At 39.6% G+C, this 21,514-nt stretch carries 29 protein-coding genes and 10 tRNA genes (1 of these 39 running past the window's edge); 4 read left to right on the top strand and 35 right to left on the bottom strand.

Translation table 11 applies throughout. The features are described 5' to 3' along the window. Window positions 1–289: 289 nt before the first annotated feature. The 7 genes from MHI02_RS05760 to MHI02_RS05730 form a co-directional block, all read right to left on the bottom strand. Complete coding sequence (locus MHI02_RS05760) at window positions 290–1,018, bottom strand: ankyrin repeat domain-containing protein (protein ID WP_341165737.1); 729 nt, start codon at window positions 1,016–1,018, stop codon at window positions 290–292. A gap of 95 nt (window positions 1,019–1,113) precedes the next feature. Beyond that, the gene (locus MHI02_RS05755) at window positions 1,114–1,386 is read right to left on the bottom strand and encodes a hypothetical protein (RefSeq protein ID WP_341165736.1); all 273 of its coding nucleotides are present in this window, start codon (window positions 1,384–1,386) and stop codon (window positions 1,114–1,116) included. A gap of 46 nt (window positions 1,387–1,432) precedes the next feature. Next, entirely contained in the window at window positions 1,433–2,167 is a 735-nt protein-coding gene (locus MHI02_RS05750; RefSeq protein WP_341166102.1) for an HNH endonuclease, read from the bottom strand. A gap of 176 nt (window positions 2,168–2,343) precedes the next feature. Continuing rightward, complete coding sequence (locus tag MHI02_RS05745) at window positions 2,344–2,520, bottom strand: hypothetical protein (RefSeq protein ID WP_341165735.1); 177 nt, start codon at window positions 2,518–2,520, stop codon at window positions 2,344–2,346. A gap of 62 nt (window positions 2,521–2,582) precedes the next feature. Then, window positions 2,583–3,557, bottom strand: coding sequence for a hypothetical protein (locus tag MHI02_RS05740; RefSeq protein WP_341165734.1), 975 nt, complete (start codon window positions 3,555–3,557; stop codon window positions 2,583–2,585). Beyond that, window positions 3,554–3,931: a helix-turn-helix domain-containing protein gene (locus tag MHI02_RS05735; RefSeq protein WP_341165733.1), complete on the bottom strand. Its 378-nt coding sequence runs from the start codon at window positions 3,929–3,931 to the stop codon at window positions 3,554–3,556. Before MHI02_RS05735 ends, MHI02_RS05740 begins: the two co-directional genes overlap by 4 nt. A 294-nt stretch (window positions 3,932–4,225) precedes the next feature. Further along, complete coding sequence (locus MHI02_RS05730) at window positions 4,226–4,672, bottom strand: hypothetical protein (protein WP_341165732.1); 447 nt, start codon at window positions 4,670–4,672, stop codon at window positions 4,226–4,228. A 391-nt stretch (window positions 4,673–5,063) separates the two neighbouring features. Here MHI02_RS05730 and MHI02_RS05725 point away from each other — a divergent pair, with 391 nt between their 5' ends. Beyond that, entirely contained in the window at window positions 5,064–5,417 is a 354-nt protein-coding gene (locus tag MHI02_RS05725) for a DUF771 domain-containing protein (protein WP_341165731.1), read from the top strand. Between the two features lie 123 nt (window positions 5,418–5,540). After that, on the top strand, window positions 5,541–6,665 hold the full coding sequence (locus MHI02_RS05720) for a tyrosine-type recombinase/integrase (RefSeq protein ID WP_341165730.1): 1,125 nt from the start codon (window positions 5,541–5,543) through the stop codon (window positions 6,663–6,665). A 1,033-nt stretch (window positions 6,666–7,698) separates the two neighbouring features. Here MHI02_RS05720 and MHI02_RS05715 read toward each other — a convergent pair. The 16 genes from MHI02_RS05715 to MHI02_RS05645 form a co-directional block, all read right to left on the bottom strand. After that, entirely contained in the window at window positions 7,699–8,415 is a 717-nt protein-coding gene (locus MHI02_RS05715) for a hypothetical protein (RefSeq protein WP_341165729.1), read from the bottom strand. 37 nt (window positions 8,416–8,452) lie between these two features. Then, window positions 8,453–8,842: a hypothetical protein gene (locus MHI02_RS05710; protein WP_341165728.1), complete on the bottom strand. Its 390-nt coding sequence runs from the start codon at window positions 8,840–8,842 to the stop codon at window positions 8,453–8,455. A 288-nt stretch (window positions 8,843–9,130) separates the two neighbouring features. Next, window positions 9,131–9,412 (bottom strand): hypothetical protein, encoded by a 282-nt coding sequence (locus MHI02_RS05705; RefSeq protein WP_341165727.1) that lies wholly within the window; start codon window positions 9,410–9,412, stop codon window positions 9,131–9,133. 354 nt (window positions 9,413–9,766) lie between these two features. Next, the gene (locus tag MHI02_RS18540) at window positions 9,767–10,129 is read right to left on the bottom strand and encodes a cysteine-rich VLP protein (protein WP_445668981.1); all 363 of its coding nucleotides are present in this window, start codon (window positions 10,127–10,129) and stop codon (window positions 9,767–9,769) included. Further along, window positions 10,098–10,712, bottom strand: a complete 615-nt coding sequence (locus MHI02_RS05700; protein ID WP_341165726.1) for an HNH endonuclease — start codon at window positions 10,710–10,712, stop codon at window positions 10,098–10,100. Before MHI02_RS05700 ends, MHI02_RS18540 begins: the two co-directional genes overlap by 32 nt. Window positions 10,713–10,851: 139 nt before the next feature. After that, a complete protein-coding gene (locus MHI02_RS05695; RefSeq protein WP_341165725.1) occupies window positions 10,852–10,983 on the bottom strand; it encodes a hypothetical protein in 132 nt (43 codons plus the stop codon). A 77-nt stretch (window positions 10,984–11,060) separates the two neighbouring features. Next, window positions 11,061–11,222, bottom strand: a complete 162-nt coding sequence (locus MHI02_RS05690) for a hypothetical protein (protein WP_341165724.1) — start codon at window positions 11,220–11,222, stop codon at window positions 11,061–11,063. Between the two features lie 55 nt (window positions 11,223–11,277). Beyond that, window positions 11,278–11,670 carry a helix-turn-helix domain-containing protein gene (locus tag MHI02_RS05685; RefSeq protein ID WP_341165723.1) on the bottom strand — a complete coding sequence of 131 codons (393 nt, stop codon included), beginning with the start codon at window positions 11,668–11,670 and terminating at the stop codon, window positions 11,278–11,280. A 75-nt stretch (window positions 11,671–11,745) separates the two neighbouring features. Further along, window positions 11,746–11,988, bottom strand: coding sequence for a helix-turn-helix domain-containing protein (locus tag MHI02_RS05680; protein ID WP_341165722.1), 243 nt, complete (start codon window positions 11,986–11,988; stop codon window positions 11,746–11,748). Between the two features lie 111 nt (window positions 11,989–12,099). Then, entirely contained in the window at window positions 12,100–12,624 is a 525-nt protein-coding gene (locus MHI02_RS05675) for a hypothetical protein (RefSeq protein WP_341165721.1), read from the bottom strand. A 343-nt stretch (window positions 12,625–12,967) separates the two neighbouring features. Further along, complete coding sequence (locus MHI02_RS05670) at window positions 12,968–13,453, bottom strand: hypothetical protein (RefSeq protein ID WP_341165720.1); 486 nt, start codon at window positions 13,451–13,453, stop codon at window positions 12,968–12,970. Window positions 13,454–13,480: 27 nt separating this feature from the next. Continuing rightward, window positions 13,481–13,669: a hypothetical protein gene (locus MHI02_RS05665; protein WP_341165719.1), complete on the bottom strand. Its 189-nt coding sequence runs from the start codon at window positions 13,667–13,669 to the stop codon at window positions 13,481–13,483. Window positions 13,670–14,254: 585 nt separating this feature from the next. Then, on the bottom strand, window positions 14,255–14,653 hold the full coding sequence (locus MHI02_RS05660; protein ID WP_341165718.1) for a DUF3102 domain-containing protein: 399 nt from the start codon (window positions 14,651–14,653) through the stop codon (window positions 14,255–14,257). Window positions 14,654–14,670: 17 nt separating this feature from the next. Then, window positions 14,671–14,850, bottom strand: coding sequence for a helix-turn-helix transcriptional regulator (locus tag MHI02_RS05655; protein ID WP_341165717.1), 180 nt, complete (start codon window positions 14,848–14,850; stop codon window positions 14,671–14,673). A gap of 693 nt (window positions 14,851–15,543) precedes the next feature. Further along, the gene (locus MHI02_RS05650; protein ID WP_341165716.1) at window positions 15,544–15,714 is read right to left on the bottom strand and encodes a hypothetical protein; all 171 of its coding nucleotides are present in this window, start codon (window positions 15,712–15,714) and stop codon (window positions 15,544–15,546) included. 362 nt (window positions 15,715–16,076) lie between these two features. Then, window positions 16,077–16,277: a hypothetical protein gene (locus MHI02_RS05645; RefSeq protein ID WP_341165715.1), complete on the bottom strand. Its 201-nt coding sequence runs from the start codon at window positions 16,275–16,277 to the stop codon at window positions 16,077–16,079. 164 nt (window positions 16,278–16,441) lie between these two features. Here MHI02_RS05645 and MHI02_RS05640 point away from each other — a divergent pair, with 164 nt between their 5' ends. Together MHI02_RS05640 and MHI02_RS05635 are read left to right on the top strand one after the other, a co-directional pair. After that, the gene (locus MHI02_RS05640; RefSeq protein WP_341165714.1) at window positions 16,442–16,693 is read left to right on the top strand and encodes a helix-turn-helix domain-containing protein; all 252 of its coding nucleotides are present in this window, start codon (window positions 16,442–16,444) and stop codon (window positions 16,691–16,693) included. Between the two features lie 325 nt (window positions 16,694–17,018). Continuing rightward, window positions 17,019–17,576: a recombinase family protein gene (locus MHI02_RS05635; RefSeq protein ID WP_341166101.1), complete on the top strand. Its 558-nt coding sequence runs from the start codon at window positions 17,019–17,021 to the stop codon at window positions 17,574–17,576. A 792-nt stretch (window positions 17,577–18,368) separates the two neighbouring features. Here MHI02_RS05635 and MHI02_RS05630 read toward each other — a convergent pair. The 12 genes from MHI02_RS05630 to MHI02_RS05575 form a co-directional block, all read right to left on the bottom strand. Continuing rightward, the gene (locus MHI02_RS05630) at window positions 18,369–19,121 is read right to left on the bottom strand and encodes a helix-turn-helix domain-containing protein (RefSeq protein WP_341165713.1); all 753 of its coding nucleotides are present in this window, start codon (window positions 19,119–19,121) and stop codon (window positions 18,369–18,371) included. 417 nt (window positions 19,122–19,538) lie between these two features. Continuing rightward, window positions 19,539–20,507 carry a tyrosine-type recombinase/integrase gene (locus MHI02_RS05625; RefSeq protein ID WP_341165712.1) on the bottom strand — a complete coding sequence of 323 codons (969 nt, stop codon included), beginning with the start codon at window positions 20,505–20,507 and terminating at the stop codon, window positions 19,539–19,541. Window positions 20,508–20,651: 144 nt separating this feature from the next. Further along, window positions 20,652–20,736 (bottom strand) — tRNA-Leu (locus MHI02_RS05620). Between the two features lie 11 nt (window positions 20,737–20,747). Continuing rightward, window positions 20,748–20,821 (bottom strand) — tRNA-Cys (locus MHI02_RS05615). Between the two features lie 36 nt (window positions 20,822–20,857). Beyond that, a tRNA-Gly gene (locus tag MHI02_RS05610) sits at window positions 20,858–20,932 on the bottom strand. Between the two features lie 3 nt (window positions 20,933–20,935). Beyond that, window positions 20,936–21,010, bottom strand: a tRNA-Gln gene (locus MHI02_RS05605). A gap of 11 nt (window positions 21,011–21,021) precedes the next feature. Next, window positions 21,022–21,097, bottom strand: a tRNA-His gene (locus MHI02_RS05600). Window positions 21,098–21,103: 6 nt separating this feature from the next. Further along, window positions 21,104–21,177, bottom strand: a tRNA-Trp gene (locus tag MHI02_RS05595). 16 nt (window positions 21,178–21,193) lie between these two features. After that, a tRNA-Tyr gene (locus MHI02_RS05590) sits at window positions 21,194–21,278 on the bottom strand. A gap of 5 nt (window positions 21,279–21,283) precedes the next feature. After that, window positions 21,284–21,359 (bottom strand) — tRNA-Phe (locus tag MHI02_RS05585). 27 nt (window positions 21,360–21,386) lie between these two features. After that, a tRNA-Asp gene (locus tag MHI02_RS05580) sits at window positions 21,387–21,463 on the bottom strand. Between the two features lie 12 nt (window positions 21,464–21,475). Further along, window positions 21,476–21,514: transfer RNA gene (locus MHI02_RS05575), tRNA-Met, on the bottom strand (it continues 38 nt past the right edge of the window).

Below are 21,514 nucleotides of genomic sequence, written 5' to 3'. Positions count from 1 at the left end.
GTTTAACTTTTCCCATCCCAAACTAATTTATATGACTCCCAACACATTGAATCTAGTCAATGTGATAGTAAGTATTGCATACTACTATTCTTGTAATGAAAGTATTCATTACTGCCCCAAAATGATGTTCAACAACATTACAATAAGTTCATAAAGGTAATTTTGAATTCTATCACTTTTCCAAATCCTCACTAATAGAAAAACCGTAAAGACTAATATGCTTTACGGTTTCTATCATTTGTGGTATCCAATTGTATTCACAAAAGTTTAGATGTTCACTTCTTCTTTATCACTGGTATCCTGAATAACTATCCTTTACAAAGGGATAAGAATAAATCTCAATATCCAAATCAATAAATCCTCTTCTTTGTACAGCCAATAAGGTTTGGTGCATATTCTCTCTTTCAATGACATTATCAGTGTGTAAGTATATTCTATTTGCAGGCCTTATACCACTTCCACAGAGTTGTTTAACTAAATCGTATCCTGTTATTGCCAAATTACCTTCTTCGTTTACTCCTAAATTATGATTCAACGAAAGTATATGCACTTTGTAATTCTCAAATATATCAACAGCATGTTCTATTGTCTTTGCTCCAACAAATCCATCAGGTATATCCCTTAAATCATCTAGGTACAGGTTTACCCATCCAAACTGCTTTAAAAGGTTAATAGATTCGATTTGTACACGATTATTCCAGCCAAATATTGCACGATCCATTGATGTAGACTCAATCCTGCTTCCACTGTCTAACAAGAGCTTTGAAATGCCTATGTAATTGAAGAATAAGGAAGAAGAAAGGGGTGTTCTACCACAGGTATCTTTATGGTCAACGTCTGCACCATGTTCAATCAACCGTTTTACAATGTCATATCTATTGTAAAATACTGCCAAATACAATAAACTCTGTCCCTGTACCTCTTCATTAACATCGTGTGTCTTGAGAAATTCCTCCAAGCCCGATACATCATTTTCCTTCAATAATCTCAAGTAATCTATTGTCCATTCATCTCCCATCTTGCTTTACATAGATTTTTACCACCTCTATTATCAGGAATCATCTGCATGATAGACTTGCTTCAAATGAATTGCTAACTCCTTCTTGCCATATTTCAATCTTCATCTACATACCAATCTTCATAGTCTTCTCCTAGCAGTTCCCTTATAACGTTTTCAGTCTGGTCTTTATCTCGCATTCTTTTCAGATACTCAAATTCTTCTAATGGAATAATATAGTTACCAGCTTGATTTGAGATTTCTTTCCCAGAAATCTTCCTTTTTTTAATCCAATCACGAATTGTTTCAACTTTAACATCATAGTATTCTGCAACTACTTGAATATCAACATACTCCACACCGTTAATCGTTATCTTATATGGTTCCATTTTTCCATCTCCATTTAGTTTGTTTCCTCACATTTTAGAACAATGATTAAATTAAATACTCACGGTTCTGTTCATTTCTATATTTCAATATTGTTTCTTTAATCTGGATCACCCTCTTCTCTAACTCGTCCATTTCATTTAGTACACCCATGCCCTCTTCGCTATTTTCAGCCTTTCTCAAGCACATGTTAAGGTAAGTATTAATACTATCGAGCCTCTTTACTAACCGCTTCATGTCAATACTTATGTGCTCGATTTTAGATGTCTTTAACATGTTTACATAAGGATCTAAATAGAATAGATATTCATCTAGGGTCATACTATCCTTCGCTTCATTACAATTAACACATGCTGGAACGCAGTTAGAAAAACTAGATAATCCTCCTTGACTTTTGGGGATAATATGATCGATGGTGTCAGCAAATTTACCACAATAAAAGCATTTTTCACCATATCTCTTGAATATCAATTTCCTAAACGTTTCACGATCAAAAAACTTCTTAATAAGTTTTTCATGGACTATATACGCAACCTTCTCATTTACCATTTGAATCGCCTTTTCATACGGTACAAAGTAAGTATAACCGTGACCGTTTGCCATCTTACCTCTTACTTCAATTTCCACATCTTGTGTAAGTTTTGGAACTTCAATTTTTTTCGCTTCCATCATTTTATTTCTAAGCATCCTACATTTCTTGCAATAAGATCTCCACCTTTGTATGTCCTTTTTCGGATAATCTGTTATTGGTAATGTTTCACCGCAAATACTACACTCTTTCATCCTTTCCAAGGCACTTTCCTCCAAACAAGCAGATAACATTCGTTTACTTTTGATTTCTTGTTTTCCAAATTATTGCTGCTGTAATAGCACCCGATACAATTGTAATCAGAATAGCTAAGCTAGAAACAATCATAAGCCACACAATAAACGCTCCCCTATTAGAGTTAAGACATTATTTACCCCCCAATTATGTCTACGAGCATAACTACATGTTCTTCGAGAACATCAAAACGCTCTTGGTCCCTTTCAAATCCAGATTCGATGGCGGTCATGCTTTGATTCAACTTTTCAAAACTTTCCATTATTACCTTTTCAATTGAATTAAGGCGTATTTGCATTTCTTCATTCGTCAATTTTTATCACTCCTATAATTTTTTTCATCCCAAAATTATTGCATTAACACATGTATAATTTTTTATGATGGATCATTTGGACCCTTCTTTCCATAGGTATACCGGGAGAAAAATTGTATTTGCTTCTCAAACACTTCTATCAAACTATGAACAATTCCCCGAATATCATTGGTATTTGAGCTTATATAATAACCAATGCTACGATTATTATCGTTAAACTGTATTAATGGGTGTATTTCCTTCCTCAGCAGTTCTCCTTTATCTTTAAAAGCCTCGTATAAGTCAGACTTACTGTATCCAAAACGGATTTCAACAAATGCCCGATTTCTAGTATCACGTGCGGAACAATGGTATAACACTTCATCCATTCCAGCTCCTATTTGCATCACTCTACTGTGTTGGAAATGTTTCTTAGAACTGTGAAAGTTTAAATAATAAGGCATTCGTTTACACAATTGTTCTAGCATGTATTCTTTTAATTCATCTTCTCTATTAAGGTCATATTGCATTTCCCCAATAAATGCTTTTCCAATGTGGGTTAGCGGCATTTGGAAGTAGCAATCGACTAATTTCAAAGGCTGTTCAATCTTTTGAATAAGTTCTAAGTTCTCCAAAACATCCAACTCAAATTTACTGTTTAGCAAATTTGTAAGTTCAATAACATCTGGATTTATCTCAAGAGCAAAGAAATTAATATACTTTCTTGGGCTATTCTGAAGTAATTCCTTTATTTCCTTAGTTAAAGAATTCTTTCTGAACCTTGAAGCTATCCAAATTACACATCCTTCTGCTGTATTATTAATTAAATCTTTGGTTTTAGCCAAGTGGTCTTCGTCAGCCGTTGTAACCTGGCACTCTACCAAAATATCTATCTTCCTTTCCCTATTTACTCCATGCAAATCTACTCTTTGAGACCCGTTATTGTACTCCATTCTCATTTTCTCAATCGAAAGTCCAATAATCTCCTGTAATACTTCGGGATTCTCCTTCAACCAAAGTGTAAAAATTGTTTCCTTTTTAGAACCGTTCTTGCTCATTGTATCTCTCCTCTCATAATATCGGGTAAAATTGTTTTCAAAATATCTACTACAGATTCCTTAACCATAGATTCAATCAATTGACCTTCGAACGAAACTTCATTACTGGATATTAAATCAAAAAGATCCTTAACCTCCTCCTCATATACACCTAACATTGCCAATATGTGTTCTGTAGGGATGTCGAGTTCCTCTGCAATATTCATCGCAATAGGTACAGAAGGATTCTTTCTTTGACCATTCTTAATTCTGCATAAATAAGATGCCGAAACACCGACAGCATCTGCAAGTTTATTCGAAGAAATTCCTTTTTTCATACGATAACGTTCCATAGTTATTGCAAATTCACTAGGAACTCCTCTCTTTTTTTTCATCTGGATCAACTCCTTTCTATATTCTGATTGCTCATAACTGTTTGGTTGGATTTACACTAACTGTAATATACACATTGAATAAATGATTTTGACGAAAGTCCATGTAATCTTCTTTTTCAATGACTATCGGCAATACAAAGAAAAGACCCGGTTCCTAAAAAAGGATCCGGGTCTTTAAACAATATAGTTTCATTTTATGTGTACCGATGCAGTTCATATCAATTTCAACTCCCAAACAATTGTTCGCCTTTTTATTATAGCGTAAAGGCTGGTATTTGAAAAGGCCTACTTAGTTCAATTTATATCCTTAACTTCCATAATTGATACATCCGCAATAAGATATTCAACATTCGTTACCTTTGCCATTGTAATGCGATGTGATCCATTAACCCCTATATACATATCAAAGTCTGGAAAATACAATGTACTTAAATCTTTAGCATACTCTTCCTTCATATAGGTCTCTTTAAAATCTTCCAGTCCCAGCGTTACCAATCTTCTAACTAAAAATGCCAACCTAGGTAATTCCCCTCTCTCCTGTGAGAAATGTTCCCACCAAGAATATCCGGATTCACCTCTTAAATCTAAACCAACTATCTTACTTACTGGAATCGTTTGTTTTTCAATATCTTTTTTCGGAGAATAACCAATTGGAGCAGATTTTAGTTTTATTTCTTTTAACCATTTTATATGTGTTGCAGGTATCCCCAATAATTCCAACTTTTGTTCTACAGTCGTCATCTAATCACTCCAAATTACCAATCCCTTTTATACTGGACTAGATAAGGGGGATTTATACTGCATCCAACTATTCATAAAAAAATATTACCCTCGAACCTAAGAATTTTGATTTATTAAATGAACCTTATTATGATAGATATATAAGATAATTAATTCATAGAAAGGAAGTGAGGCTAGTACAAAATTAAGAAATTCCCCTTTCTAAAACCCCTCAAGAACTATCATTTCAAAAATTAACACACCCCAACTTAAACATCAGGAGGAAACATAATGACCACAAAAAAAGACTTCAAAAACGATGAATTTACCCCCAATTACAAATTTCAAAAAACCTATGAAACATTTAAAGAAATAATCTCCTATTCTTTTTTGGGAAAGGAGATGCGTTAGCATGACAACATTATTGCAAGATACAGAATTACAGCAACACCTCTCCACTACCATCACAATACCTATCCCTTCCGATTCAGTAATTATTTCCAAGGTAGAATTGCAAGAACTAAAACAACAACAATTAAAAGGTCTTTATTGGACGATGAAAGACTTGGAGGCAAGAGTTAATCGTAAACATGAATGGATTAAAGATAACATCCTCTATCCCCCAACATTCAAAAAAATCCTCGACGTTGATCAAGGCGGTTTCGTATTTTATCCAAAATCAAAAGGACAAACTTGGTCATTTCATGCCTTAAAAATGGCTGAGTTTTTAGACAAGAACTTTGAACATATATTCTCGGAAAAGTAAAAAAGCACAATCGTTTAGGCTATACAAAATTTGATTCAGCATTTATGATAAGGGTGACTGCATGACCATAAGACCACCCTTATCTAATTACAACATCTACAACTAGATAAGGAGACAGAAATTATGGCATCTATAAGAAAACGTGTTGGAAAAAGAAGTACAAGTTATGAATTTACAGTTAGCAATATGGTAAATGGCGAATCAAACCCTATTAAAAAGGGAGGATTTCGAACAAAAAAAGAAGCACAGGTTGCAGCAGCTGAAGTTGAAGCACAATTAGCCAAAGGTATGAATCCTGTTACAAAGAAGGTTCCTTTCGTTGAATATTTTGAAGACTGGATTGGGCTTTACAAAAAATATAAAGTCAGTCCAACTACACTGAAACATTACGAATACTCTTTAAATGCTGTAAGAGAGTATTTTTCAGGTACTCCTATTCAGAATATCAAAAGACCTGAATATCAACAGTTCCTAAATAAGTTCGGAAATGGGAAAGCAAAAGAAACTGTTACAAAAGTACATGGCCATATAAAATCATGTGTGAAGGATGCAATGGAAGAACAACTCATCCAAATTGATTTTACTAGGAAAACAAATCCACATTGGACTGAACAAGCTAAGAAATCTGAAGAAAAGCATTTGAATTACGATGAAAGTGTAATGTTGTTGAAAAGCATTTGGACTAAGATTGATGAGGGGTTAGGGTATTCATTGTTACTCCTAATTGCAACGTCGGGAATGCGTTTTGCCGAAGCAATTGGTTTAACAAGGAAAGACTTTGACTTCAAAAACGACAAAATTAACATAAATAAAACCTGGGGCTATAAAAAGAGTTCTCCAGAAGGTAAAGGTAAAACAAAAAACCAACAATCAAAACGTACCATTAAGATGGATATGAACACTATGAATCACTTTAAGAAATTGTTTAATACTACACCTAACAACATTCATGATTTGGTGTTCTACAGCCCAGAATCAAAATACAAAGTCATTAGCAACACGAACGCAAATAAGTTGTTGAAAAAACTACTATTGGAACTAAACATTGAACCAATAACTCTTCATGGATTACGACACACTCATGCAAGTGTACTACTTTATAAGAAGGCATCAATTCACTATGTTTCTGAAAGATTAGGTCATAGCGATATTGAAACTACACTAAAAGAGTACACGCATGTTCTAAAAGAAATACGTTTGCAAGATGAACAAGTTACAGTTCAAACATTTGAGAATATGGCTATGTAAAATATATCGTAAAAAAATGCGTAAAAAATGCGTAAAGGGATACAAAGACATATCGTTTTCATTCGAATAATCGAATAAAAGAAAAAAGCTCATAAAACCTTCTATATCAAGGTTTACGAGCTTATCAATTACTATCTATCGTATCTAAAATTAACCTAAAGATACCGGTGGTCGGGGTCGAACCGACACGTCCTTAACGGACACGGGATTTTGAGTCCCGAAAAAACTCCGATACCTAATAACGTCTTTTCTGCCGTACGTTCTTACGGAAAATGTGCGGACTGCCCTCGTAGGACTATGCACTTTTCCTCTATTAACGCTATTGTAAACGATAATATCGAATAAGACAAGTTATTTATCGGAAAATAGTAGCTTCGTAGAATTTATAGAATCGCTCTACAACGAAATTACTCGAACAACTACCCGCGTAATAAAAAGTAATTGCGTCACAGGCGCCTCTAGCAACACGTATTCCCTTGAATATTCGAATTATTCTTCGGCTGACTCTTAGGCTGACTGTTCCGGTTACTCTTCGCCTCATTATTCGTATGTACATTCTTCGTGTTCATAGTCGGATGAATATTCGTAGGTGCTTTAAACGTACCGCTGGCAAGGGTCGGTATGTTCGTATGACTCTTCACGGAAAAGGTTCGATAATATGTATATTATTTATTCCTCTCTCCTTTTGTTCAGAGGGGAAGGGTTGCGGGCAAAAAAAGAAGGCGAAGAGCCGTAGCCCCTCGCCGTTAAAACTGCCGTTTATCCCCATCGATTTCAATTGTTACCGATATGCCCGCACCATCGCGGAGGCTAGTCGTTCCTATTATTCTAGCGCCTGCTTCCGATACACGACGTTGTAAGTCGACAAAGGATTCCGTGCTGTAAACCGTTCTCGTAAACTGCGTTACTTGCTTTTGATCGCTCATTTAATCGCTCCTTTAAAATAAAAATAGGGGCGTTATGCCCCAGGCCCGAAGTGCTGCGCTTCCTCCTGCGCTTTTATGCGTAGTCCAATCGGAAGAGCATTCGTTAATCATCGTCTACTCTTAATCACCCTCAACCGGTTAAACTCTATGCCAACTGTCTCGGGCAACTGACTAGCGACTTTACCCGCCAACAAGTCCATGTTATTTACGTTTTGTACTGCGGTTAATAGCGTACGAGTATTTACTTTTCCGCCCAACTGCTCGGCTTTAGTAGTCGCAGCCATTACTACGTTAGCAATTTCCGATTGTAGAGCCACCTTTTCTTCGTCGGTCAGATATTTTATATCCTCGCCTGCTTGGTCAATAATGTTATTTAACTGTACTGGAGTAGATGCCTGCATGACGTTTAACTGCATACGGGTCGCCAATTGTTGCGCCGTTTGTTTATCGTTTTCAGTAACCTTGACCGTTGCCCGAGCCGCTTTTCTTCGTGCCTCCGCTTGTAACTCCGCTCGTTTCTCGCTCCACTGTTGCTGTAGTGCTTTCGTTTGTTGCTCCAAGTCCTTGTATGCCTTGTCAAGGTCATACTGCTTAATTTTATCGGTCATGCGAGGGTCGTCGCTTTTTTGTATCTTATCTCGCTTACTTTGATACTCTCGGTACAACTTACTTGCCTGTTGGTCTAGTTCGTCATATTCGGTTAACTGTAATTCAACGGCCTTGCCTTCTCCGATTAGTTTTGCTGCTTCGCTTGCCTCTAAATTGGCTACTGAATGCTGCTCGATGTTTCCGTAATCCTCAAATAAAAATATTCGTTTATCCATTGTTCATCGTCTCCTTAATAGTTTAAAAGTTTTGTAGTTAAGCCCAAGGATTCCATATACTTCTCTTTTGTGACGGATCAGCATATGGTTTTGGTTTATCTTTTTTGAACTCGTCCCTTAAAAACTCCGGCGCAAACCCAGGGACCAATATACTTATAGCGTGGTCGATTTCTTCCTCAGTTTCGCCTTGAATAAACTTAACTGCTTCGTCTAACTTATGAAACTCTACGCCTGCGTCAAGTAACTTAATTTTTTTAGTAAGTTCTACGACTTTCGCCTTGTTGTCCTTGGCCAAGGCTTTATAATCCGTTACCCCTTCCGGCAACTCAACGTCTGTTACCTCTATTTCCTTGCGTTTCTCGCGCGCTAGTCGTTCCTTTACGATTGCGTTAACCTCGTCCTGTGTGAATAATTTTTTTTCGCTCATTTATATCGCTCCCTTTAAAAGTCATATTTCGTTAATTTTCCCGCACTATCGCGCTTCCTTCTGCGTTTCCCCGTCTTGCGGCCCTCGGTTAGAACGCCCGATTGCATTCGTTCCTCCCATGCCTTTGACCCGTTCGGCTTCTTGCGTCTATATGCGTCTCGTTCGCTCCTCAACGCCTGGTTCCGTTTGTGCGCCATTTTATCCCGCCTTAATATTCGTCGTCCCTCTCGCGGTTAATTCTTGACGGGCGATCCGTTTGCATTGGAATGCCGTGCTTGTTTTTTCGTCCTACAAGTCTAGCAGGGTAGTTTCGTCGACCCCTTCCGTAGTTTCCGTTATCTCGTTTATTTCTTCCGTCATTTCCTTTTTGCATTTCGCTACTTCCTTTCTCTTTTCGAATAAATCTTTATCGTTATTAAATATGTGAGTTAGCCCCTCGCTTACAAGGTCGTCCCACTCGTTTTCATATAAGTTGTACGTAACGATATCGCTCGACTTCTCCCATACGTCACGGTCTTGGTAACGTGGCTTATCGCCTTTTGGTACGATTCTTGCTCCCTTTAACGGCATTGCCTTCGCTCCTTTACTTCAATTTGTCGCGTAAAGATTGTAGCTTACTTTCTGTATCGCTTGGCAACATGGCCTGTATCGTAAATCCCTGCCTTACCTGGCGTTTATTTCGTTTAGGCTTATGCTTGCGCTGTGTTGGACGTTGTATTGGTCGTGGATTTCGTTTAATTTCGTTCATGTTATCCCCTCCGTTATTTAGTCGATTAATTTCAGCACCTTTAGAACGTCATTTCGAAGGTTTCCTAGTGTTTGTTCGTACCGTCTTATGGAACGGCTAAAACCATGGCTAAAACGCCTTAAATCCGCTAAATACACGGTCAAATGGTACTGAAAAGATACTGACTTATGCCTGAATTATAGCTGCTTTTTTTTCTTACGTTGGTACGCTCTCCGGTTCTGTTGCCTTCTGCGTTCTTCCCGTTTTAAGTCTCCGCAATTAGTACAGTATTTTTGTGCATTGCTTCGGCGCTCGTATAACTGTCCGCAACTTTCACACGTCGAACTATTTTCGAAAACTACGCCTAATCGCTGCCAATACTCGGTCTCTAATTTGTCATTCTCGGGTAATACGGATAGTTCGTAGTAGATACATCGCTTATTTAACTCACTAAAAAGAGGACAGCTTCTACAACCGTCCCCATCCGTTTCTAATATGCATAATCCGTTTTTATCGTAGTTAGCGCACTTACTCGCCACTTGCCGTTGGAATTTGTCCATTTTCTACTATCGTCCTCGCTTTCTCCGTCCTTTCTTTCCTCTCGGATTCCCATTGGTCTGCGTCTCTAATTAGTTCCTGCTCCACTTCGGCCGTTGTCCTACCGCTAAAATAGGCGATGTACTCAACGATAAAGCGCAATGAATCGTAACTGAACGGCAAGTAATCGCGAAAGAATATCGCTAGTGGTTTATTGTTTTTCCTCGCATTACATCGTCTGCATGATATTACTAAGTTGCTTACGTGATGTCTTCCGCCTTCCCTTGATAACGGCCGGATATGCTCGAGGTGAAACGTTCCAGTTTCGTCTGATTCCTCAACATTACAGTAAGCGCATCGCCCCTCGAAGGCTTCGAATATCTGCGCCACTTCTTCTTTGGTTGTTTCGATGGGTACGTCCGGATACCGCTCTTTAAATCGGCAGAACGCTTTATAGGCTACGTTGTTGCTCGCTTGTTTACACGACTTACAACGGTTGGTGCGTCCGCCTTTTGAACGTGAATCCTTTTCGAATAAGTCGATAGGTTTCGGCTCTCCGCATAACCTACAGATTTTAGTTTCCGTTACCTTCTGCTGCTTACTCATCGAAACCACCTCCGACAAGAAGAGCGTCGATCCTTGCGATTAGTTGACTCGTTTCTTCGTTAATGGCTTTACTGTTTTCGATTGCTTCGTTTAATAATTCTTTCATTCTCTCAATCTCTCTCCCTCATTCAATTTGTAATTACTTGTTTAATTCTCGCTCTATTGCTTCCATCGTCGATTTAATCTCTAGCGTCGTATGATGCCCCGTCGCTTTTAGTGCGGCTAAGGCTTTCAAATACTCAATTAAATCCGTTAATCTACTTGCTTCCATCGTTCGATCACTCCCTCCGGCGTAAGTATGTTTTATTGCATAATAAAAAGACGCTTCCGAAGTTGGTTGCGCCTTTACTAACTATTAAGTTCGTGTTTCCAATCGTCATTTTCTACGATAGTTTCAAAGATTTCGCCTGTTTCCATATCGACAAGCGTTTCCTTTCCGTTATCTGTATTCCATACGTGCGCTACTGATCGACCCCTGCTATAATCTCGTAGTTTAGTAATCTCTAACATCTTATAGTACTCCTTTCTTTGCATAAAAAATACACCTCGTATAATTACGGGTGCTTTAGTAATCTGCGTTATTAAATAACTGTAGTAACATTATGTTCTCGTGTTCTCCTTGTAATCGTGAAACTATGCTCGGGTTTAATGCGACAACTGTTTCTCTTCCGTCTCCTTGTGCTTCGCTCATTAAACTGGCTTTTCGTTTAATCTCGATGATAACACCTGCTCTTGTTAGTTCCGCTAGAACCTCCGACGCCTTACTTCTCGATATTCCGATTAATTCCGCTAGTTCGGTTTTATTGCAGAACTCGACATTTTTCGGATTAACTTCGAACGGATTCTTACAAACTAAATTCGTTTCGTAATGGACATACGGTAGTAGTTTATAGATTGCTCCTAAGTCCGCAGGCTTAAGGTTTAATTTTTTAAGAGTTGTACTGAACGTTTTGACCAATTTATCAACATCTCCTTTAGCTTTTTTTCGAACCATACCTGATGTGCTGACCGTTGTTTCTTAATTATCTGCATATTATCGCCCCTTAAACGTGTATCTTCTATAATCTCGTTCAATCTGTTTTAATTTCTGCGGAGTTAACTCAAAAACCTCGATTAATGCCTTTCTGACATTTTCCGTCAATGGCTCGCGCTTTTGCTCGATTGCGTGAACGTAAGCTGTCGATATTCCCAACGCTTCTCCCATTTCTGCAAGTGTGAGTCGGTAGGCTTTGCGGATAACATGCATATAGTCCGAAGCGAAATTAAAGTCTGTCATTGTTCTTTCTCCTTCCGTCTGTATTTTTGTCTAGTATCAGCGTAAAAAAAATACGCTTGTTTTGTTCCGTCCTATAAATTCCCTCTCACTCTTAGTATTAATGTCGCCACTTTAAATTTCATCTCCATACGTACTAACTTTCCGATTACCTTTGCCGTATGTTTGGTCTTGGGCGTCTACATAGTCGATTAATTCGAGAGGTTCTTCTGCGTCCGAAATATAGTTTGTGTCGTACATATGCATAGAATCCTCGGAAAGCCAGTACGAATATTCCAGGAAGTCGTAATAATCGTCGCGTGTAGTATGTCGTTTCTTCGGCTTCTGCTCCGGTTCAAGTAGAGCCTTACGTTCCCGTTGTTTCTGTTTCTGTAAAGACTTGATCGCGGTCTTACATTCGGGGCTACATGTCTTCTTAGTGTTATTCCTGCTATCGTCACGCCAATAATATCCGCAATAATCGCACTTCTTAATACGCTTGTCAGTCGAATCGTAATAACTACCATCGAGTAGATTCAATGATATTTCGAATATTTCAGCGGAAGACATTCCTTTTATAACTTGATTAACGAGTTGAATCGCTCCGCTACCTGGATAACCGTCCTTAACCGAATATTGCGGTGCTTGAATTGTTTGCATACTACATTTCCCCTTTTGTCGTGTTATTTGTTGGCTCGGCGCTACGGCCAAGTGTTTATACCTCTGTAACTATTAGAAAGGATTTACGTTAGTAAATTCTTTCAGAATACAATGAGCGTTAGCGAATAAGTATTCTTGCACTTATTCTCTTGATCTTTTATTATCGGAAAAGAAATAATGTATATAGTATTTGCAGTTCTTATTCGGAAGAATAAGGGCTGCTATTACTTGTTGCTATCTTTAATAATTGCTATCTTTAACGTTGCTATCTTTACTCTTCCGTTATAGGTGCTTTCCTTACTACCGTTATCGGAATGATGGTAAACTCCCTAAACGGAATTACCTATAATATTTCGTCATAATTCGGAATTATTTTCGCCCCATTTTCATCTACTAAGTATCCGTCGTCACTTACTCTCGGACAGAATGAAGGCTTGTACCACTTATAACGCTTCGTACCTTCGTAGTAGTCTCGGACGTCTGCGAGTATTCCGTTAGCATGTAAAATGTCGGTCAATAACTTATGTCGCTTTTGATTAATTCCGGTCATTTCGTATATGCGGTTTTGGCTCGGAAAACTGTACCCATAACGCATATTCTCGTTTCCGTCGGCTCGAAGCCTATTTCCGTCAATGTACGATAGTAAGGCAAAGTAAAAAGGTATTATATCGCCTGTTTTTGCGCTTGGTTTCTGTTGTTTAATTTCGCCAATAATCCGTGGGAACACTTTCCGCATAAGTTCTCGGTTAAACATTTCGTACCCCTCCGATTCTAATAAATCCTTTTTGTCGCTTGGTTGTTCCTTGTACATTACTGTTTGTTGTGTCATAGTCAAATTCTCCCCCGTAAATTTAGTTTATTTGTGTTTCAAACGACGACTTTCCGATATTTCGGTCAATGCTTTGGAAAATTCTTGCGTAAGTTCAAAAACAAACGCTGCATTTCCTCGTATCTTTGTCGAAGGCTTAACCTCAACAACAGAAAAGCCTCGTTGTATTAAATCGTTTGCAATTTGCAAGCTTAGAATTACTTTCCGTTGCTTCATTAGAAGAACTCTCCCTTCTTCCTATAAACTTTTATAGTATTTAAGTAAAAAAAATAAGCTGTTGCCCTATATATAGTAAGTTTGTCGCCACTTAAACCCTCTTCAATAAATAGCCTAACTAACGCCCCTCCGTATGCATAACGAGGTTAAACTTTATAAACTCCCTCACTATATAGTCTACATTTTGGCCTATCTGATGCATATCGAACCTAATTGTCACAAAACGTTCACAATCAGAACCTCCGCGGACACTTCGCGTTATACTACGTTATAACTCTTCAATATATAGTGGGACTAGATAACCCTTATGCAACCATCGAAACTAAACTTTTTTCACTTTTCGTGAACACCTCGCAAACGTCCTCATATATTAGTGGGACTAACGCCTTCATGATTGCGTATGCCTCCGCATTTTTAACAAAAATGTAACAATTCGAAGTTAATTCAGGTACCTAACCTCCGGCTCCACTTCGTCAAGTTCACGTTCTAGTCGTTCGCGTTCCGCCTTCTCCGCTTTTAGTTGTCGTTTAACTTCCCGCAGCTCCTTAACGGTCATTTCTTCCGGCTTCTTGGTTGTTCCGCTTTTTAACGTATGTTCCTGGCTGCGCGCTTCTTCGGGCATCGTTGCGATGAGATAGAGTGCGTCGAGTCCTTTATCGTGGGACGTCTCACGATTAGGTAATCGCTCCGCTTGTTTGTGTACGTACCCAATTTTCCTTCGCTTGCCTCATCGTATACTTTAATGTAACGACTAGCCTCGTATCTATCTATCGAAACACTTTCTAACCACTTACCGAACTCCCCGTGCGCCAAATCGTTTTCCTTAACGTGCTTCAACCGCCTGCCTATTTCGAAAATAGCTTCGCCTGCTATGCGTTTGTAGGCGTTTATCTCTGCGGTTATCGTTGGTAGGTCGGAGGATAATCGGTTCCCTCCGCCCTCAGCGATTTCTTTCGTCATGTTTATTACATTTTGTACCGCCATATAGTAACCTCTCCTTTTTATTTCGTTAATTCCGCAACCTGGCGAATATGTTCCGCTCCAAATTCCTGCGTTACTTTCTCCGCCAACTTTGGCAAGCATCTCCGCTCGCCCGTTTCTATCTTCGTAATTAATGACGTTGATACTTGCAACCGTGCAGCCATTTGCGCCTGGCTTAACCCGTTCAGCTTACGGATCATTGCGAACAGCTTCTTATCCAACGAGTACATGCGTATTCCTCCCTATCCGTGTCAAAATTCGTACTAGCTTAGTTAAAAAATTTTGCGGAGTTGTTTCCGCCTTTACTTTCTAATAACACGTACCGCCCCAAAAATGGGACATCCTCTCCGAAATTTCTTTCTGTAATTTCTCCCCCTCTACTTCCTATAACCAAAAAACTTCCCGAAAATGGGACATCATACTGAATAATTTTTATCATCACTATCACCTACGCACCCAAACAACCGATATTAACGATTTCCTCCTAGTTTTTTCGGAATAATTAAAAACCGCCCATGCAAAGAGCATGAACGGCTGTATGGCTGTATATAATTAATTGGCGGCTCCGAGTGCTTGGCGGCTTTTTCGAGTAATTACTTATTAAATTTGCGATTAATTTATTTCAATTGGCGCTTAAACGGTTGGTTATGCGGACACGATCAAACTTACATAAACGAAAGCTAACGTAAGTATGAACGCTCCTAATAGGAATGCATCAGTTAAATTGAATTTCTCCGAAAATTTACGTATAATAGTAGTCATAAGTATAGCAACACCTTTCAATTTTATATTCGCAATTGTTGGCGCAATTGCTTGCTATTAGACTTGCATTTGTTGGCGCAAATGCGTGTCGCTAATAGTTACGTTACAGCTCGGGTTTTAATCCGGGCTTTTTACTTTTCCGCTAGTAACTCCCTTACTATTTCCGCCAACTCTCCGACTATTTCGTGCTTGCCTTCTTCCGCAAATTCCGGAATAGCCTTGCGAATTGATTCAACGATTAATTCTGCCTGCCATGCGTCCAATTCTACCGACAAAGTAGTTCCGTCGAATAGTATCGACAAAGGCTCGCGCTCCTCTCCGGCTTCCTTCCATTCGTAATAGGCTTCGTTCATTTTACGGTCACCTCCGTTGTAACATCTATTCCACTTAATTCCATTCCGTCCTTATCGAATACACGTCCGTCTGAACCGATCCATACAAATGTAATTCCGTTCATTTTACGTTCTCCTCCCTTTCCTGTAACTTCCGGTAGCTTATCGCTTCTAATTCGCTTCTGTATAGCTTACAACCGCATACTTCCGCGTGCTCTATGACGCGATCCAGCGCTAACCGCATAATTACGTCCTTGTCCTCCGAAGAAGTTCTTACGCTAACTTCGTGGATCCATTCCGGACTCTTTACGGTACATCTATAGTGCTTCTCCTCACTGTGCTGCATTCTGTGATCCCTCCGTTCTAAGCTCCGGATTACATAGCGTATAGTGTAGCTTCCGCAATTCTTCGATTAGATCCTGGTCCTTACTTATTCCGCTAACTATACTGTGACTAAGTGCGGTTGCGATTACCGCTAATTCTCGATAGCTTGCGTTAATAGTGATTTGTCTATTTTCGTTGATTACTCGCATACGTTGAACCTCCTTCTTTTTATTACGTTTAAGGTATAACTTTTAACGTTAAATACATAATATACCGTTTTACGACATACGTCAAGCGTTTTCCGAATAAAGTTTACTATAGTTTTTAACTACGATATAATTAAGGAAAATAACGGAAGTAGGGAGAGGTTAAAATGCAACCGACTGTAAAGATTACGTTAGGAGAAACGATTGAGAAGAAGAAAAAGGACGGAATAACACGGAATAGAATCGCGGTAGAAGGGAAAATACGTCCGGCAACTATTGCGGAACTATGTAACGGAAAAAGTAAGGCGATTAGTTTCGAAACACTTACGAGAATAGTTGACGCCTTAAATAGCTTGGATCCAACCGGGAAGCATTACGAGATAACCGACGTACTAACGATTGAATACGTAGAGGATTAACGATGCTTGAGGGGTTAACCTTAAAAAATTCTGCGGAAAAATTTTTGCTTAACACTTTTTTATACCCCGAGCTAGATTCGGAGACTCGGCAAAGGCGCGCGCGAAATATAGCCCCCAGGGGTATATACATCTGTGAGCGGAGCTAACAATAGTAAGTTAAGTGTGCGAGTCATTCAATTCGGTTTCATATCGGAACTACTTCGGTATCATAACTTAAAAGTATTGACACCGTTTCGTCGATGTAGTAATATCAAGGTATAGCGAGGTGTCATATCTTAGTGTCATAATTGATACCTTAATAAACCATCGAAAAGAGGTCGTATATATGAAGTACGGATATGCTCGTGTTAGTACGGTTAATCAAGATTTAGAATCGCAAATACAACAGTTAGAAAAGGAAGGCTGCGACGTAATATACAAAGAGAAGTTCACGGGTACGAAAAAGGATCGTCCGGAGTTCACCAAGTTACTAGACGTGTTAAAAGAAGGCGATACTCTCGTAGTAACTAAACTCGATAGATTCGCTAGGACAACGGCTGACGGCATAAACACGGTAAAAGAACTGTTTGAACGTGGCGTAAAGGTACACGTCCTAAATATGGGACTAGTCGAAGATACTCCGACTGGACGACTTATCTTATCCGTTATGTTAGCCTTTGCGGAGTTTGAACGGGATATGATCGTAGAACGTACTCAAGAAGGCAAGGCCATCGCCAAACAACGTCCAGACTTCCGAGAAGGTCGCCCGAATAAGTACAGTAAAAAACAGATCGAACATGCGTTAACGTTGTTAGAAACGAACTCATATAAACAAGTCGAGTCATTGACGGGTATATCGAAAAGTACGTTAATACGTGCGAAGAAGAAACTGGCGTCCAACTAGCCTACGGATGCCTTTTTTCGTGTAGAAATAGCGCCTATGACGGCGGTTTTAGACGTTCCCTAACCGTTCCCCTACGAACCTACCAGAACCCCGTAAACATGGCGGAATTTAGCCGGAATCTAGCCGTATTTTAGCGACATACTAACGATATTCCAACGATATTCCAACGATATTCCAACGATATTCCAACGATATTCCAACGTAACCCTTCGATATTGGCGAGGTGCATACGTGGTGAACGCTGCGTCCGATAAATATACGTAGTTTATACGTTATCCATACGTGCAATATCCGAAATAATATCGGCTAATTACTGCCGTACTGTGTGAAGTAATGTCCTATTGTGTCCTCGTGCAAGTATGTAAACTTAACGTTTTTTAACGGAATTACATCGCCTTGTCACCTTACATTTTCTCCGTCATTCTCATTCTTACGTCGATTTACTGCACTACATTAACGTGATAAAGTATTGCTATCGGAGTGTTATGTCGATCATTTTCGGATAGGACACGAGGGTTACACAACCTCGTACACTTCGGCCTCTCCGCCTTCTCTCCGTCTTATAATTCCTACTGTTTTACTGTGAATTGCAAAAATGAACAACATATGTTTATTTATTTTTTTTTATTTATTAACGAGTATAATCGCTAACTAACGGACCTAACTAACGTCCATATACCGGTTACTGATGACCTTACCTCGAATTCCTCCCGCATACAATACAACGGTGGTCATAGAAACTATAACGATGTTTTCTCCGTAACTTACAGTCTAACCAATGTTTAAACCGTTTCATGCGAACATTCTCCCTTCTGTTAAAAATAGTTGTCTACTTAACTTGCGGATTGACTTATATAAATAGCCTTCTAAGTTCGTTATAGTACGTTCTTTGTACCTTCTTATTACGTCAAGGATAACCGACTCAAACTCGCTAGAATGATCCTCTATTCGTAATTTAGAGGTTTTAGCACGAAGAATAATTCCCGTAAGTTTCCGTAAGTCTTTAGCGTTAAAGAACGGACTTAATACGTTATAGATTGGCTTCGGAATATTATTCTTGATTGCCTTTGCGGAGTCTAATAAGTAAGTATTTTTTAAATCAAGTTTGCGTAAAGGTTCTTTCTCGGAATTGTTCGCCTTATCCGTTGGCTCTGTTGGCTTCTCGCCTTCTTGTCGGTGTGCAACTGGCTCTGCAATTCCGTCTGCAACTTCGGATTCAACGTAGGGTAAAATCTGTATAATGTTGGCTCCATTTCCGCCGGACTTACTTCTCATTCGAGTGATCCGTTTAATCAGTCCTAGGCCTTCTAGCCGTTTTAATACGTAGTTAACCGTACGAACGGACTTCCCAACGGCTTCGGCTATCGTAGCTACCTTTAAATGGCTCGCTCCTGCGTACTTAACGGCATAACGTGCGATTAACTTAAATATATTACGGTCAGTTGCGTTTATTTCTTCGTAGGTTGCGTCTAGGTGCTGCTTAACGTGGTAATTTAATTCCGCCTTGTCTGCGAATGTTTGATAGTCTGCTAGGTATACTGTCATTTCGATTGCCTCCATTTTGGAGACGATACACTCATTCTTTCCGTGTTTGTCGGTTAAGTCGTTGTTTTACGTTCTTCTCGATACTCCTATATAAATAAGTTATTAGTACCGAAAACGTACACTTTACCTACACAGAAACATACGTTCTATTTTACGGACATAAAGGCAGAATTTTATTTTTATAGGTTCTGTCCTTGACTCGTTAACCGTTATTCGATATACTAACTATAGGTAAGGCGTTAGTATTTGGACGGATTACAAGTGAGTCTGTCTGAGTGCTGCGTCTCTTTTTTTGTTTTTATTTGGTCGTTCTTCGGCATACAATGCATTGGTGCGTATAAAAGTCGTAACGATGTATACCCCTTAGTTTGCAATCTATCCAATACCTAAATCTCCGCATAATAATTTCCCCCAATTCTATAAATCTCTTAACGGTGAAAACTCTTTATGTTTCTCGTTAACATCGCTAGAATATAAGTTCACGTATACCCGTACCATTTCCATAGTTGAGTGACCGAGTATCTTCTGTAACTCGAATACTCCGGCTCCATTCATTACGGATAACTTCGCAAAGGTATGTCGTAAGGTATGCGGTGAACAACGTACTCCCTTAATGCCTGCCTGCTTTCCGTATTTACTGACGATCTTCTGTAATGCTCCCCGTTGCAAGGCTTCTCCGTCCAACGTTACGAATAAATGATTAGACTCGCATGTTCCCCTTATCTTTAGATAACGTTTTAGCTGCTCTTTCATTTTCGCCTGTATCGGTACATAACGATGAAAATGGTTTTTAGTATGTCGGATAAAGACGACACCCTCCGATAACTTCACATCTTCGACTAAGATTTCTGCGGATTCCGACAACCTTATCCCTGTTTCTAATAAAAGTAGCATATACGTATAATCTCTTACTCCTATAAATGTCCGCCTATCAGGTGCATTAAGTAGCTGACGTAACTGTTTCATAGTAAACGTTTCAATATTTCCCTTGCGTACCTTTAATAACGGATACCCCTTCATAGGATTATTACGGATATACTTCGAATCATATAGATAGCCGAATAATGCACGGATAGCACGAATTGACGTGTTTATTGCCCCGTTACTTAATCCTCGATCCTCTCGTAAATAATCGATGTATTTGTCTACGTCTGTTCGTAGGACTCGTCGAATATAATCCGTCATATCTTGTGCGACCAACCATCTACGAAATAGTCCGAGTTTATCTTTGTAATACGAAATAGTATCCGGACGTAGCCCTCGACGTTCTGCGTCTGCTATAAACTTGCGTACTGACTCGTCATATGACAACGTTTCTAACTCGATTGGTTCCGTTGCTATGTCGATCTCATGCGGACTTAACTCATTACTTCTACGGCTGCCCATAAAAAAACGCACTCTCCCTCCGAATAAATTTCAGAGAAAAAGTGCGTTAGTGTGTACGGGACTTTTCTTCGTACGTTCTTCGTAAAATGAACGTAAAAAAGACGACGCCCTCCGTAGAGAACGCCGTCCTATCAACGTTTTTTATACCGGTGGTCGGGGTCGAACCGACACGTCCTTAACGGACACGGGATTTTGAGTCCCGCGCGTCTGCCAATTCCGCCACACCGGCAAAAATAAAAATGGAGGCGGTAACCGGATTTGAACCGGTGATAAAGGTTTTGCAGACCTCTGCCTTACCACTTGGCTATACCGCCGTATAAAATATACGTTATACTATATTCAGATTTTATTGGAGCGGAAGACGGGATTCGAACCCGCGACCCCCACCTTGGCAAGGTGGTGTTCTACCACTGAACTACTTCCGCAATTGGCTGGGCTACTAGGATTCGAACCTAGGATACACGGGATCAAAACCCGATGCCTTACCGCTTGGCTATAGCCCAACAGTTTTTAATGGGGCGACCGGTGGGAATCGAACCCACGATTGCCGGAGCCACAATCCGGTGCGTTAACCCCTTCGCCACGGCCGCCATATATGGCAGGGGTAGTAGGAATCGAACCCACATTGACGGTTTTGGAGACCGTAGTTCTACCGTTAAACTATACCCCTATTATAACACGAAAAATGGTGGAGGGGGGCAGATTCGAACTGCCGAACCCAGAGGGAGCGGATTTACAGTCCGCCGCGTTTAGCCACTTCGCTACCCCTCCAACAATGGTGGCTCGGGACGGAATCGAACCGCCGACACACGGATTTTCAGTCCGTTGCTCTACCGACTGAGCTACCGAGCCATCATAATGGAATCTATTCATTTAAAATGGCGGTCCGGACGGGACTCGAACCCGCGACCTCCTGCGTGACAGGCAGGCATTCTAACCAGCTGAACTACCGGACCATTTAAAATATTTGGTTGCGGGGGCAGGATTTGAACCTACGACCTTCGGGT

The organism is Oceanobacillus sp. FSL K6-0118, from assembly GCF_038006665.1.
GTDB lineage: Bacteria > Bacillota > Bacilli > Bacillales > Amphibacillaceae > Oceanobacillus > Oceanobacillus caeni.
This window is presented reverse-complemented; position numbering and strand designations above follow the sequence as displayed.